Source organism: Streptomyces sp. Ag109_G2-15, from assembly GCF_900215565.1.
GTDB classification, from domain to species: domain Bacteria; phylum Actinomycetota; class Actinomycetes; order Streptomycetales; family Streptomycetaceae; genus Streptomyces; species Streptomyces diastatochromogenes.
In genome coordinates this window covers 6,507,179-6,520,644 of sequence record NZ_OCNI01000001.1, presented here as the reverse complement: position 1 = coordinate 6,520,644, position 13,466 = coordinate 6,507,179, and the positions used below count along the sequence as shown (strand labels likewise).

The window sequence follows — 13,466 nt, the reverse complement described above, 5'->3', positions numbered from 1 at the left end:
GTGCGCGCACTACCTTCCCGAAACCGTTGGGTCCCCCGGAGCGCCATGGCTCTGGCGGCGGCCCTCGGTCTGCTGTCCGCGACCGCGGCGCACGGAGCGGAGAACCGGCCGGCCGCCAAGCCCAGGACTCCGGTCCAGGCGTACGGCAAGGTCCACGTCTGCGGCACGCACCTGTGCTCCGCATCGGGCAAGCCGGTCCAGCTGCGCGGTATGAGTTCGCACGGTACGCAGTGGTTCGCCCACTGTCTGAGCGACCGCGCCCTGGACGTGCTGGCGCACGACTGGAAGGCGAGCGTCCTGCGTGTCGCGACGTACGCGCGCCAGGGCGGGTACGAGTCGGATCCCAAGAAGTTCACCGCCCTGGTGGACCGGTTGATCGAGCGGGCGAGCGCCCGTGGCATGTACGTCATCGTCGACTGGCACATGCTCAACCCGGGAGATCCGTACCAGGACCTCGAGAACGCGAAGAAGTTCTTCAAGGACATCGCGCGGCGGCACAAGAACGCGCCCAATGTGATCTACGAACTCGCCAACGAGCCCCACAGTGTGAACTGGCCGACCATCAAGAGCTACGCGGAAAAGCTCATTCCGGTGATCCGCTCCCAGGACCCCGACAGCGTGATCCTCGTCCCGACGCCCGGCTGGTCCACCTTCAGCGCGTCCGAGGGTTCCGACGAGCGGACGGTCGTCAACGATCCCGTTGCCGCGAAGAACATCATGTACACCTTTCACTTCTACGCGCGAGTAGCGGCGCAGGGGTACATGGAAATCCTGGACCGTGCCTCGTCCAAGCTCCCGGTTTTCGTCACCGAGTGGGGAATCGCGTCGTGGTCGGGCTACGGCAGCGACCACGCCATGGCGCAGAAGTGGGTCGACCTGATGGCGAAGAAGAAGATCGGCTGGACGAACTGGAGCTACTCCGACCACGACCGGGAACACGCGGTCTTCAAGGACGGCACCTGTCGTGCCGGCGCCTTCTCCCGCTCCGACGCCCTCACGTCGAACGGCGCCTGGATCCGGAAACGGATCAGAGGCTGAGGTCGCCGTACCCGCCGGGAAGACCCGGGAGACCCAGAAGACGCCGAGAGGTCCTCAGAGCCCAGATCCGGGCTCTGAGGACCTCGTCGTGGTGCACGCTCCCCCGAGGTGCTCGTTTCACGCTCCCCCGAGATTCTCCGCGGGCTCCATCAGCTTCCTCGGCGCGATGACGGGAACCCGCGCCTTGCTCGTGGCACGCGGCTGGACGAGGACGCGGCCCACGATCACGGCGTAGAACAGGCCGGAGGCCAGCACCATGAAGAAGTCCGGCGGGTACAGGGTGACGGTTCGCCAGATCGCGCCGCACACCCACAGGAGAGCCGTACCGCCGTTCCAGCCCCAGACACCGATCCAGAACCGTCGGTTCGTGCTCCGGCCCGCGGCCGCCGAGCCGGTCGGCCGCCAGGACTGGCGCCTGCCGCGCACGATGTCCCAGATGGCGAACAGGTGCGCCCAGCCGTACAGCAGGCGCACGGCCCATGCCTCGAGCCGGTAGCGGCACCGGTGCCACCAAGGGAAGATCAGCACCGTGTAGATGACGCTGGGAAGGACCAGCACCGTGTTCACGGCCTTGAGCTTGTCGGGCATGGCCACCAGCAGCACGATCGGGATCAGCGGCGCCACGAAGGTGAAGAGTGCCGTGTGGAGGTAGTAGAAGAAGCCGGACACGTAGCAGAGCCGGGTGGTGAGCCGGAGCTTCGTGTCCCAGAACTTCTTGCTTCCCAGCAGGCTCATGGATCCGGCGCACCAGCGGTACTGCTGGTGGTAGAACGCGCTCACGTTGTCCGGGCAGTTGCCGGTGGCGAGCGGGATCGGCACATAGCGCAGGGCCCAGCCGAGGCGACGCAGGTCGAAGCCCGTGTGCACGTCCTCCGAGTGCTCGATCAGGGTGGTGCCGCCGTTGGCCTCCAGCGCTGTGCGCCGGTACACGGCGCAGCTCCCCACACAGATGGCGCCGCCATGACGCTGACGGGACATCTGGACCGCCCGGTAGAACAACTCCTGGACGGAACCCGCACCGCGCTCGATCCACGTCTGCCGGTCGAGCACGCGGAAGTACTGGGGTGACTGGACGATGCCGAGTTCCGGGTCCTGCTCCATGTAGGGCAGCAGCTCCTCCAGGAGGTCCGCCCGGGGAGCGAAGTCGGCGTCGAGGATGAGGATGTACTCCTCGTCGGAGATCCCCAGCCCGTAGTGCAGGTTGCCGGCCTTCTTGAACCAGCCCCGGTTGGGCCGGCTCCCGTAGACGAAGCCGAACCTCTCGGCCATGGCGGCGAGTTCCGGGTTCGCGGAGTCGTCGAGCACGTACGGGGTGGCCTTGCCGGGGTAACGGTCGGCGAGCCGGCGCACATGCGTCCAGGTGTTCTCCAGGACGTCGACGGGCTCGCCGCACACGGGCAGGAAGACCGCGACCGTCGGGTATGCCTTCGGCCGCCAGTCCTGGACCAGTCGGCGGTGGTCCTTCAGATCGAAGTCGGCGGTGAAGGCGTTCACCCGCATCGAGGTGACGTAGTAGAGGACGGTGAAGCCCAGGCACGGCAGCAGGACGATCAGCCACGGCGAGGAGTGGAGCAGTCTGAACTGGCTGTAGACGAGACAGCTCATGCTGATGACGGAGGCGGTCGTGAGCACCCAGAGGTGACGCCTGACGTAGGAGTACTTCTCCTTGTCGTTCGGGGGTTCGGGGAGTACGGGGTTGCCGGTCTGCCCGGACCGAGGAGCTGTCTGCCGGGCGACCGTCGGCGGGGTCTCGGTCGCGATGACCTCATGTGAATCGAGGCTCATCCGATTGTCCTTGAAATCTTGGTCACCTCCATCCTGTAGCCAGCCCGGGCGCGAGCCTTGCGCTCGGATGGGCCGATTGCTGCACGGATCGCTCGAAGGGAGGATGCGGCGATGCGACGCACCCGCCGAAGAGCCGGCAAGGCTGTCCGCTCGTGCGCGTCGGAGCGCTTCTCAGCAGGCCCTTTGCGTTCCCCCTCAGCAGTCGAGAGAGCGGGCGGTGACCGCCGGCGCCGGCTCGACGACGCCCGTCCGTGCGCCGGGACAGCACCGATCGGGCTACTCGCGGGCGGTCCGCCGCTGGGTCGCGCTGCGAACCTGGCCGGATGCTGCTACGCGGCCGACACCTCAGAGCGGGTTTCCGAGCCCCGGTGCTGAGGAGCCTGGAGGAACCCTTCTGGTCAGTCGGCCGTGAACAACAGGACGGCGTTCTGGCCGCCGAAACCGAACGAGCAGCTGAGGCCCGTGTTCCCGGCCACCGGGCGCGGTCGGCCGGCGACGACGTCCAGCTTGTGGTCGCCGTCCTGGCCCTCGAAGTTCGCCACCGGCGGCACCGTCCGACCGCGCAGGGCGAGGACCGTGTACGCCGCCTGGATCGCACCCGCCGCCCCCAGGGCGTGGCCGATCACGCCCTTGGCGGCCGTCACGGGGGGCGGGTCCGCTCCGAAGACCCGGGTGAGAGCCGCGGCCTCGGCCGCGTCGTTCAGCGGTGTGGAGGTGCCGTGCGCCTGGACGAGACTCACCTCTCCCGGATCGCATGCCCCGTCCTCCAGCGCGGCGCGCATGACCCGTTCCGCTCCGCGCCCGTCCGGGTGCGGAGCCACCGGATGGTGTGCGTCCGCCCCGGCGCCGTAGCCACGCAGCACGGCCTGGACCGGTGCCCCGCGGGCGCCGGCGTGGGAGAGGCGTTCCAGGACGAGGACGGCGGCGCCCTCCCCGAGGACGAAGCCGTCCCGTGCCGCGTCGAACGGACGGCTGGCCAGCTGCGGGTGTTCACGTCGCCGTGACAGCGCCCGCATCCGTGTGAAGCAGGTGGCCGTCATACGGGAGCGCGCGGACTCGCTGCCGCCGGCCAGCACGATGTCACATGTCCCGGACCGCAGCAGGTCCCGCGCGACCCCGATCGCGGTCGCGCCCGAGGCACAGGCGCTGGACGTGGTGAAGTTCGGCCCTCGGGCGCCCAGGTCGATCGCGACCTCGCCCGCGGCCATGCTCGGCACACTGCGCGGCAGCGCGAGCGGCGACACCCGCTCGGGCCGGTCCGCGCCGAGATGGCAGAACTCGGTGACGTACGTACTGAGGCTGTTGGACCCGACGCCGAGCACGACTCCGACCCGCTCCGCCGGCCAGGTGCCGGTGTCCAGTGCGGCGTCGGCGACGGCTCGTCGTGCGGCGGCCAGGGCGAACTGGATGAACCGGTCCACGCGCCGGGCGAGCGACCGGCCGAGTTCGGCCGCGGCGTCGAATCCGGTCACCTGGCAGGAGAAGTCGACGGGCAGTCCGGCGAGTTCGGGGTCGGGGGCGGCCAGTGAGCGGCCCCGGCACAAGGCCGCCCAGTTCGCCTCCGCCGTGTGCCCCGCCGGAGTCACCAGGCCCAGCCCGGTGACCGCGATCTCAGGCCGCATGCTCGAACGCCCGGGCCGCGTCACCGAGCGTGGAGGCCGGGAACAGGTCCAGCTCGCCCTCGGCAAGGACGATGCCGAACTCCTGCTCCGCCGCCACGACCAGTTCCATCAACGACAGCGAGTCCATCCCGAGGCTCTCGAACGTCGTCGCGGCGGTCAGCTGCTCCGGCGCCACCTCGACATCGAAGTGACCGGTCAGCAGGGCGACGAGCCGCTCGGGCAGCGCCCGTTCCGTATCCGGTTCCGCTGCGTGTGTCATGCCGTGATCTCCCCATTCCGACGAATGACGTGATCTTCGCAGCAGTAACGGCTGTGGCATGGCGCGCCCGGGTGGCGGGGCCGGTCCCGAAGGTCACGCCCCGCACCCCGCCGGACGTCCGGCGGGGTCACGAACTACGGGGTCGCGAAGGGGCATCGGCGTATTCGGACGCAAGATCACCGTGGGGCGCCCGGGGCCTCCCGCGTGCGCTCGCTCGTTGGAGTGGACCCTCCGGGGCGGAATTGTCGTACGCAATCCTGCTAACGCACCATCCTGGGGAGTCCAGCGAAGGAGCAGCCGAACGTGACACGAACCGGAGCGGTGTTCACCACCCCGTGGCCCCTGCGGATCAACCCGCATCTGGATCAGGCACGCGAGAACGCGCCCGTGTGGACTGTCGATCGCACCGTCCAGCAGAGCGCGGGGAGCTGAGCGATGACGACGACAGACCTCCCCGCGTCCCTCGTTCCCGCCCCGCGCGCACCCGGTGGCCTGCCCGGCGTGGGCCACCTGCGGCAGTTGCTCGTCGACCCCACCCGATTTCTGACCCGTCTGCCGTCCTACGGCGATCTTGTGGAGATCCGGCTCGGTCCCCGCCCCACCTACGTGGTCTGCAGTCCCGAACTGGTCCGCGAGATCCTGGTGAGCCGCCACCGCGACTTCGACAAGGGCGGCCCCTTCTTCGACAACATCTCGGTGTTCTTCGGAGACGGCCTGGCGACCTGCCCCAACGCCAAGCACACCCGGCTGCGCCGGCTGACCCAGCCGGCCTTCCACCCGAGCAAGCTGCCGGGGTACGCGGAGCTGGCGGGCCGCGAGATCACGGCTGTCACCCGGGAGTGGCGCGAGGGACAGGTCCTGGACGTGCGTCGGCTGATGCAGGAACTCGCGATGCGGATCACCGTGTCGACGATGCTGGCATCCTGGTTCGACGGCACCGGTGCGGACGCCGACACGGTCCGCCGCACGCTGGGTGACGTGGACGTCCTGGTCAGTGGCGCGTTCCTGCGCATGGTCGCGCCCGGCATCACGCGCCTGCCGCTGCCGGCCAACCGGCGCTACACACAGGCCCGGGACTCCTTGTACGCGCACATCGACGCCACCGTCGCCGCCTACCGCCGCGCCGGCACCGACCAGGGCGACCTGCTGTCCATGTTCCTGGCCGAGGACGGCGACGGAAACGCGCTGTCGGACACGGAAGTACGCGAGCAGGTGATGACCATGTTCATCGCCGGTATCAGTACGACCGCCGCCATGCTCGCCTGGACCTTGTACTACCTCTCGTTGGACGACGACCTCGACGCGGCCGTCGCGGCCGAGGCACAGAAGGTCTGCGGCGGCGGCCCCGCCCGGCACGAGCACCTTCCGCAGCTGCCGAACCTGATGGCCGTGGTGACCGAGGCCTTCCGGATCAGGCCCTCCGCCTGGCTGTTCAGCAGGACCTCCGTCACGGACACGTCCTTGGGCCGGTACCGCGTGCCGGACGGTGCCGACATCCTGATCAGCCCGTACATCATTCACCACCGGCCCGATCTCTTCCCCGACCCCGACCGGTTCGACCCGGGGCGCTGGAGCGGTGACGGACGCAGCTGGGCCAAGGCCGAGCGGGCGATGGCGATGGTGCCCTTCGGGACCGGGTTCCGTAAGTGCGTCGGACACGACTTCACCGTCATGAACGTCATGCTGTCCCTGGCGTCCGTCCTGGCCGACTGGAAGCTCACCCCCGCCACGTCCCGCCCGGTCACCCTCATCGGGCGCAGCATCATCGAACCCCGCAACCTCGACCTGCGCCTGCACCGCCGCCAGGTGCCGTAGCGGGGACTGCGCCGCTGTCCGCCGCGGCTACTCGCGCAGCGCGCGGTGGACAGCCCCCTCGATGGCGTCGGCCAGGTCGTCGGCCTGCCGCGCGGTGAACCAGTCCGCGGCCATGACCAGGGTGATATCGAGGCCCGCAGTGTCGTCCTGGCTGCCGGTGAGAAAGACCGAGGGCAGGGGGCCGGGGGGAAGGGCGCACCCCTCGATGGGGCCGGACCTCAGGTCCGGGGGAAGCAGGAGCGGCGGGGTCTTCGTCATCAGGTTGCTGACCAGGACACTGATCGGAGCGTGCGCCACTTCGTCCATCAGCTCGGCGGTCGCGGCGATGGCCTTCTGCACCGTGTTGTTCAGGACCGCTTCGCGCAGTTGCTCCAGTACGCGGCGTCCGATGCCGGCCGGAGGGCAGTCGGGCCCCACCTCGACCACGGCCTGCGAGGCGGTGGCGGCCAGCACCATCTCGTGCGGGGGCATGGGCGGCCTGAGCCGCCGCCGGAGATCCAGCGTGGACAGGCACGTCATGGGGACGGTTTCGTCCGGGCAGGGCGTCTGCGAGTGGACCGCGCGCAGTGCGATGCCGCAGGCCAGCGCGTGCAGACTCATGCGTGCCGCCTTGGCCGCGCGCGTCAGTTGATCGACGGACTCGGCGGACAGCCGTACCTGCCGCCTGTGGACGCCGGCCTGCGCTCCCGTGCCGCGGCCGGCCGCGAGGGCGGGGATGCACGCGGGGACGAGATCCCCGATCTTCGCCGAGCGGTCCCTCAGGAAGTCGTTCAGCTCCTCGGCGGAGAAGCGTGCGCGCAAGTGTTCCTCGACGGGGCGGGGCAACCCGGCGGTACGGGGCGGCAGCACAGGCGTACGGCCGGCGACGCGTGCGCTGTAGCTGCGCCACAGGGTGTGCAGCAGCGTCAGCGCACTGACACCGTCGCTGATGGCGTGGTGAACCGACAGGGCCAACCGGTTGCGGTCCGCCGCCTCCTCGGTCACGACGACCCTGAACAGCGGCGTGTCCGGCGCGTAGGGCGCCCCGACCCGGTCGATGCCGTCGGCCACGACGAGACGCGGCCCAGGCACCGACGGGTCCAGCCGCAGGACGTGGCCCTGATCCACGGCCACGATCCGCGCGGACAGTACGGGGTGCAGGACGAGCAGGTCCCCGACCGCGGCCGCCAGCGCATCGAGGTCGAGTCGGCCGTGCAGCCGCTGACTGAAATGGATGGGCGTCCCGAACGAGGCGAAGGCCCCCTCACTGGCCGCGAGGGGGCGTTCCTCCATTGCCGTGGCGTCGGTCAAGTCGATCTCCTCGCAGAGGCCGCGGGCCGGGGCCCCGGTGACCACCGAGGCCGACACGGTCGCCCGCGCCATGATGGTCGTGCGCTGTCGGCGATCACCGCAACACGGGCTGCCGATCACCGCAACAGGGCTGCTCTCGGTTCACTCCGTCGGGGTCTTCGCACGTCAACGGTGCCGAGCGCGCTTCAGCCGAACGACTCAAAGGGCCCACCCGGAAGGTGCCACAGCGCACCGAACGGATCCGGTCCGGCCCCGCGTTGGTTAGACACGTTCCCGGGCAGCGGCCGCTGTTCCCCCAGCGTGTGCGGAAGGAACCCATTCCCCCATGAGCAGGACACGATCCGACTTCCGATTCGCGCAGGCTCCGGGCGCGTTGCCGGGACTGGGGCACGCACTGCGCATCTGGAGAACGCCGCTGTCCTTCCTCTGTTCCCTGCCGTCCCAGGGGGATCTCGTACGCCTCCGGCTCGGGCGGCAGCCCCTGTACGCGGTCTGCCACCCGGAGTTGGCCGACCAGGTACTACGGGACTCCCACACGTTCCCCAAAGGTGGCCCGGGCTACGCCCAGATGCGCACGCTCCTCGGCGACGGGATCGTCACGTGCCCGAACGCCAAGCACAAGCGGACACGTCGGCTGCTCCAGCCGCCGTTCCAGCGCACTCGCGTCGCCGATTACATCCCCACCATGGTCGAGACGGCCGACGCGGTGACCGGTGCCTGGCGGTCCGGCGTCCCGTTCGACGTGATGCGGGAGATGACGGCCGTGGCGGCGACGATCGGCGTACGCACGATGTTCGCCGCGGAGATCACGGAGCACTACCGCGACGAGGCCCATGCCTGCATCGAGGAGATCATCGGCGGGATCCACCGCGAGGTGCTCACCTCCGCGCTCGGAGTGCGGTGGCTGTTCCCCCACCACGCCCGCCGGTTCCGTCGGGTGCTGACCCGGTACGAGCAGGTCATCGACGAAGTGATCCTCGCCTACCGCCGCTCCGGTGCGGAGCACGCGGACATCCTGTCCATGCTCCTGGCGGCCCGTGACGACGCCGGGGAGCCGATGAGCGACCGCGAGGTGCGTGACAACGTCATCAACATGTTCACCGCGGCGACAGCGGCGGGCCGTGCCAGCGCGATGGTGTGGGCCCTGCACCTGCTCGACCGCCACCCGGACATCGCCCGCCGCGTCCAGCACGAGATCGACTCCGTCCTGGGAGGCGATCCGCCGGACGATTCGTCGCTACGACGCCTGGAACTCACCCGTCATGTCGTGCTGGAGACGCTGCGGTTGTATCCGCATGGCTGGCTCATCCTCCGCCGCGTCGCCGCGCCCGTCGAACTGGCCGGGCAGATCCTGCCGCCCGGGGCCGGCCTGGTCGTCAGCCCGTACCAACTGCACCGCCGGCCGAGTCACTTTCCCGAACCCGAGCGATTCGACCCCGACCGGTGGGCCACCGAAACCCCCGGCCTGCGCGAGGCGTACATCCCGTTCGGCAACGGCTCCCGCAAGTGCCTCGGAGAGGCTTTCGCGCTCACCGAGATCGTCGTCGTCCTCGCTCGGGTGCTCCAGAACTGGACCCTGCGCGGGCAAACCGCCTCCTCGGGCCCCGTGGTCCCCCGCGTCAACGCGCTGCTGGAAGCCCCGCCCCTGGTGATGACGCCGCGGCCGCGCACCTCCCGCGTGACGGCGGAATGCGTGTGAACAGGCCCGCACAGACCCGCTCGCCCGGCGGCGAGGACGCGCGGACGTACAGCGAAGAGAGGAACTCGTGACCGTCTCTCCCTCCACGGCCACCGGCACCGCCCTCAGCGCGCGGGACATTCACAAGGCATTCGGCAAACGCGTCGTACTGGCCGGCGTCGACCTCACCGTCCATTCCGGGCAGACCGTCGGCGTCGTCGGGGAGAACGGCGCCGGCAAGACCACCCTCCTGCGCATCCTCTGCGGTGACCTGCGCCCGGACAGGGGCACCGTCACGGTCGACGGCACGCTCAGCCACTGCCCCCAACACCCCGTTCTCAACAACGCCCTTACGCCGTTCCAGCACCTTCGCCTGTTCCAGGAAGCCTTCCGTCTCCCCCACCTCGACCGTGCCCACGAGCTGATCGACCGGCTCGCCTTCGCCGACCATCTGCACGTTCCCGTCAAAGTCCTCAGCGGCGGCACACGGCAGAAGCTCAGCCTCGTCCTCGCCCTCATGCACGATCCCGACGTGGTGCTGCTCGACGAGCCCTATCAAGGGTTCGACTGGCAGACCTACCTGGCCTTCTGGGACCTCGCCGCCGCCCGCCGCGCGGCCGGGCGCACCACCGTCGTCATCTCCCACCTCGCCTACGACATCGACCGTCTGGACGCCGTCATCCAGCTCGGTCACGAAGCGACCGTCATGACCGAGGGAGCCAGCCGGTGAGGGCCTACCGCATCGCGGCCCGCTACCACCTGGCCGAACTCGCCAAGAACACACTCGCCGCGCTCCTGCTGGCCGTCCTCATCCCGGTGTGGATCCTCGCCGCGCCACAGGTCTTCGCGGCCGCCTCGCTGACCTTCCGGCTGCGCGCGACCGGCCGGACGCTCACCGCCTCGACGGACCACGTGGGCATGATCCACGGTTGTCTCGGCGTGGTGATGCTCCTGATGGCCTTCCTCACCTTCAGCGCCGCCCGTCAGGCCGGCCCCTTCGACCGACGGCTCACCGCGGCCGGTTACCCGCGCACCCCGCTCCTGCTGGCCAAGGCGACCTCGCTGCTCTCGGCAGCCGCGCTCGTCGCCCTGTACACCACGGTATGGACGCTGGCCGTATGGTCGCCCCGCCACCCGGGCTTCCTGTGGCTCGGGCTGTTCACCGCGTGCCTGGTCTATGGCGCGCTCGGACTCGTCCTCGCGCTCTTCCTGCCCGGTGAACTCGAGGGCATGGTCGTCATCTTCGTCAGCAGCAACCTCGACCTGCTGCCACAAAGCCCCCTGGTCAACCCCGATCCGCATGGGTTCCTGGGCTCCTTGCTGCCGATGTACGGCTCCATGCAGACCTGCCTCGCCGCCGGTCTTGCCCCCACGACCCCGCTCCGGCCCGTAGCCGCAAGCCTCACCTGGACAGCGGCCCTCACCCTCGTCGCTCTCCTCGCCTTCTGGATCCGCACCCGCGAGCGGCAGTTCAGTGACGCACCCGGGGCTCGGAAACACGCACTCAGCGCTCGTGCACCACGTCCCCGTCGAACACGGTGAGGTCCTGCCAGGCCGCGTTGACCGTGTAGGCGCGCAGCGCTTCGGCCAGGGACACGCGCTGCTCGGGGCCGCTCGGCCGGCCGCCGGCCTTCGACTCGCGCAGCATCATCGACGCGACGCCCTGCCGCCAGTCGGGCTCCGTGATCGGCGCGTCGGAGCCGGCGCACACCCGCACGCCCGCCTCGACGGCAGAGCGCAAGGGCCACTGGTACGCCGACCGCTCCGGGCCCACGACCTCGTCCATGAGGACGGCCGACGAGCACGACGGGGTCGTCGGTCACAGCGCTGCCAGCGCGGCCCGGGCGGCGTGGTGGCCGCACATCCCGTGCGCCCCGGGGCCCGGCGGGGTCGCCGCCGAGCAGAGGTAGTGGCCGGGGAGCCCGGTGGTGTAGGGGTCGAGGCCGAGGCGGGGGCCGAACACGAGCTGGGGGATGTTCTTGGCCCCGGTGAGGATGTCACCGCCGACGTAGTTCGGGTTGTGGGCGGGGAAGGCGGAGGTGGGGCGTGTGGTCATGCCGATCACGCGGTCCCGGAACCCGGGGGCGAACCGCTCGATCTGAGCGATGATCGCCTCGGTGGCGTCGCCGTCGTAGCCGTGCGGCACATGCGCGTAGGTCCAGACCGGGTGCACGTCGCCGACGGAGCGCTGCGGGTCGGCCAGGTACTGCTGGCCCACCAGGACGAACGGCCGCTCGGGCATCCGTCCGGCGCCGATCTCCCGTTCCGTGTGGGCGACTTCGGCGAACGTGCCGCCGACGTGGACCGTGCCCGCGCGGCGCGCCGGCCGGGCGGACCAGGGCACACCACCCTCGACCGCGAAGTCCACCTTGAAGGCGCCCGGCCCGTGCCGGAACCGCCGGTAGGCGCGGGCGACTCGTGGGGGCAGCCGGTCGCCGAGGATGTCGGCCACCGCCCCGGGCGCGAGGTCGAACATGGTCACGTCCGCGGGCGGAAGGTCCGCGGCCGACCTGACCCGCACCCCCGTCTCGATCTTGCCGCCGAGATCGGCGAGCAGGGCCGCGAGGGCGTCGGTGATGGCCCGGGAGCCGCCCGCCGCGACCGCCCAGCCGTGCCGGTGTCCGGCGGTCAGGATCCCGAGGCCGATGCTGGAGCTGAGCGGGTGGTGCAGCGGCTGGAAGGCGTGGGCCGCCACTCCGCCGAACAGGGCGCGGGCCTCCTCCGTGGCGAACGCGCGCGCCAGTGCCGTGGCGGGGAGCAGGGCCGGGATCCCGAACCGGGCGAGCCGGACCGGGTGCCGCGGAACCCGGAGCAGCGGACCCATGACGTCCTCCGCCAGCGTGTCGAACGCGGCGGCGGGTCCGCCGAACAGCCGTCGCCACCGCGCCCCGTCCCGGCCCAGCTCGGCGGCGGTGTCGGTGACGGAGCGGTACAGGACACCGGCTGTTCCGCCGTCGAGCGGATGCGCGCAGTCGATGTCCGGCAGCCGCCACCGGAGGCCGTACCGGCCCAGGTCCAGCTCCCGCAGGAACGGCGACCCGACCGCCATCGGGTGCACCGCGGAGCAGTGGTCGTGCAGCAGTCCGGGCACGATGGCCTCGCCGCTGCGGGTGCCGCCGCCGATCTCGTCGGCGGCCTCCAGGACGGTGACCCGCAGCCCGTGCCGGGCGAGGGTGACGGCGGCGGCCAGCCCGTTCGGGCCGGCCCCCACCACGACCGCCTCACTCATGAGCCGCCGCCCGGATCGGGACCGCCGAGGTGCAGTGGTGGCGGACGGGGATGGCCGGCTCGTCCGCGTCCAGCCAGGACTGGCGGGCCACCATGTCGGCGACGGTCACACAGGCCTCCTCGATCGGCCCGGTGGCCGCGTCGACGATGCGGTAGTGCTGGCACTGCCGCTGCATCGGCTGGGACTCGAGAACGATCACACGCAGCTCGCCGGGTTCGTAGTGGCAGCGCTCCTGGACCGCGCGGAGCAGCTGCTCGTTGTGCAGATGGCCGTCACCGAAGTTCCACCCGAGGACGGCGCCGGCCACGGTCTCTCCGTCGCGGACATCGTAGGCGTCCACGTCGTCGAGGGCACGGGGCAGCAGGCCGTTGAGGGCGCGTCCGTGGCTGTGCAGGGACCTCCAGGCCAGCGCCTTGTGCAGCATGAGTTCGGCGGTGTCGCGGTTGTAGAGCTACTCGGCCTCGCCGTCCCGTCGACGCGCGCGAGGAACTGGGAGTTGTTCAGCGCCGACGTGTCGTCGGCGATACAGGGGCCGTCCGGGAAACGCTCGGCCCGGACATCCGGCAGCTCGGAAAAATGCACGACGGCTCCTTCGGCTCGCTCCCCTCACCGCTGAGGGGGGAGGGACCAACAGGAGGACCATAGGAACGGGCCGCGAACCAGGCCCATGGGCGCGTGTCACGACGTTGCGTGCGGCGGTCGTGCGCGGCGCACAAGACACTTTTGTACGCCGCGCACAGCACCATCGCC

11 protein-coding genes and 2 pseudogenes are annotated in these 13,466 nt (G+C 70.5%); 6 read left to right on the top strand and 7 right to left on the bottom strand.

The window, feature by feature from the left end:
• Positions 1 to 45 precede the first annotated feature (45 nt).
• Positions 46 to 1,038 carry a glycoside hydrolase family 5 protein gene (locus CRP49_RS29440; protein WP_097256072.1) on the top strand — a complete coding sequence of 331 codons (993 nt, stop codon included), beginning with the start codon at positions 46 to 48 and terminating at the stop codon, positions 1,036 to 1,038.
• A gap of 117 nt (positions 1,039 to 1,155) precedes the next feature.
• Here CRP49_RS29440 and CRP49_RS29435 read toward each other — a convergent pair whose 3' ends face one another.
• The 3 genes from CRP49_RS29435 to CRP49_RS29425 all read right to left on the bottom strand — a co-directional run bounded on the left by CRP49_RS29435 (position 1,156) and on the right by CRP49_RS29425 (position 4,704).
• Complete coding sequence (locus CRP49_RS29435) at positions 1,156 to 2,823, bottom strand: glycosyltransferase family 2 protein (protein WP_097256071.1); 1,668 nt, start codon at positions 2,821 to 2,823, stop codon at positions 1,156 to 1,158.
• Positions 2,824 to 3,221: 398 nt separating this feature from the next.
• A complete protein-coding gene (locus CRP49_RS29430) occupies positions 3,222 to 4,445 on the bottom strand; it encodes a beta-ketoacyl synthase (RefSeq protein WP_097256070.1) in 1,224 nt (407 codons plus the stop codon).
• Positions 4,435 to 4,704, bottom strand: coding sequence for an acyl carrier protein (locus CRP49_RS29425; protein ID WP_097256069.1), 270 nt, complete (start codon positions 4,702 to 4,704; stop codon positions 4,435 to 4,437). The genes CRP49_RS29430 and CRP49_RS29425 overlap by 11 nt, the downstream gene beginning before the upstream one ends.
• A 303-nt stretch (positions 4,705 to 5,007) precedes the next feature.
• Here CRP49_RS29425 and CRP49_RS48085 point away from each other — a divergent pair, with 303 nt between their 5' ends.
• Entirely contained in the window at positions 5,008 to 5,136 is a 129-nt protein-coding gene (locus CRP49_RS48085) for a hypothetical protein (protein WP_257033520.1), read from the top strand.
• Positions 5,137 to 5,139: 3 nt separating this feature from the next.
• Entirely contained in the window at positions 5,140 to 6,519 is a 1,380-nt protein-coding gene (locus tag CRP49_RS29420; RefSeq protein WP_097256068.1) for a cytochrome P450, read from the top strand.
• A gap of 27 nt (positions 6,520 to 6,546) precedes the next feature.
• Here the strand turns inward: CRP49_RS29420 and CRP49_RS29415 are convergent, their stop codons facing one another.
• Positions 6,547 to 7,881, bottom strand: a complete 1,335-nt coding sequence (locus CRP49_RS29415) for a condensation domain-containing protein (RefSeq protein WP_097256067.1) — start codon at positions 7,879 to 7,881, stop codon at positions 6,547 to 6,549.
• 253 nt (positions 7,882 to 8,134) lie between these two features.
• On the opposite strand from CRP49_RS29415, the gene CRP49_RS29410 reads away from it, so the two are divergent.
• The 3 genes from CRP49_RS29410 (at position 8,135) to CRP49_RS29400 (ending at position 11,029) form a co-directional block, all read left to right on the top strand.
• Positions 8,135 to 9,508: a cytochrome P450 gene (locus CRP49_RS29410; RefSeq protein WP_097256066.1), complete on the top strand. Its 1,374-nt coding sequence runs from the start codon at positions 8,135 to 8,137 to the stop codon at positions 9,506 to 9,508.
• A 67-nt stretch (positions 9,509 to 9,575) separates the two neighbouring features.
• The gene (locus CRP49_RS29405) at positions 9,576 to 10,217 is read left to right on the top strand and encodes an ATP-binding cassette domain-containing protein (RefSeq protein WP_257033519.1); all 642 of its coding nucleotides are present in this window, start codon (positions 9,576 to 9,578) and stop codon (positions 10,215 to 10,217) included.
• Complete coding sequence (locus CRP49_RS29400; RefSeq protein ID WP_179851782.1) at positions 10,214 to 11,029, top strand: hypothetical protein; 816 nt, start codon at positions 10,214 to 10,216, stop codon at positions 11,027 to 11,029. The genes CRP49_RS29405 and CRP49_RS29400 overlap by 4 nt, the downstream gene beginning before the upstream one ends.
• A 1-nt stretch (position 11,030) precedes the next feature.
• Here CRP49_RS29400 and CRP49_RS29395 read toward each other — a convergent pair.
• The 3 genes and pseudogenes from CRP49_RS29395 to CRP49_RS29385 form a co-directional block, all read right to left on the bottom strand.
• Positions 11,031 to 11,276 (bottom strand): annotated as a pseudogene (locus CRP49_RS29395) (amidohydrolase family protein); the annotation flags it as partial.
• A gap of 30 nt (positions 11,277 to 11,306) precedes the next feature.
• Positions 11,307 to 12,716, bottom strand: coding sequence for an NAD(P)/FAD-dependent oxidoreductase (locus CRP49_RS29390; RefSeq protein ID WP_097256065.1), 1,410 nt, complete (start codon positions 12,714 to 12,716; stop codon positions 11,307 to 11,309).
• Positions 12,709 to 13,155 (bottom strand): annotated as a pseudogene (locus CRP49_RS29385) (DUF3556 domain-containing protein); the annotation flags it as partial. The pseudogene CRP49_RS29385 and the gene CRP49_RS29390, both read right to left, overlap by 8 nt.
• Positions 13,156 to 13,466: the final 311 nt, after the last annotated feature.

Excerpts from the sequence above, each read along its gene's own strand:
- CRP49_RS29435 (WP_097256071.1), bottom strand. The coding sequence starts at position 2,823 with ATGAGCCTCGATTCACATGAGGTCATCGCGACCGAGACCCCGCCGACG.
- CRP49_RS29425 (WP_097256069.1), bottom strand. The coding sequence starts at position 4,704 with ATGACACACGCAGCGGAACCGGATACGGAACGGGCGCTGCCCGAGCGG.
- CRP49_RS29410 (WP_097256066.1), top strand. The coding sequence starts at position 8,135 with ATGAGCAGGACACGATCCGACTTCCGATTCGCGCAGGCTCCGGGCGCG.
- CRP49_RS29430 (WP_097256070.1), bottom strand. The coding sequence starts at position 4,445 with ATGCGGCCTGAGATCGCGGTCACCGGGCTGGGCCTGGTGACTCCGGCG.
- CRP49_RS29390 (WP_097256065.1), bottom strand. The coding sequence starts at position 12,716 with ATGAGTGAGGCGGTCGTGGTGGGGGCCGGCCCGAACGGGCTGGCCGCC.
- CRP49_RS29440 (WP_097256072.1), top strand. The coding sequence starts at position 46 with ATGGCTCTGGCGGCGGCCCTCGGTCTGCTGTCCGCGACCGCGGCGCAC.
- CRP49_RS29415 (WP_097256067.1), bottom strand. The coding sequence starts at position 7,881 with ATGGCGCGGGCGACCGTGTCGGCCTCGGTGGTCACCGGGGCCCCGGCC.
- CRP49_RS29420 (WP_097256068.1), top strand. The coding sequence starts at position 5,140 with ATGACGACGACAGACCTCCCCGCGTCCCTCGTTCCCGCCCCGCGCGCA.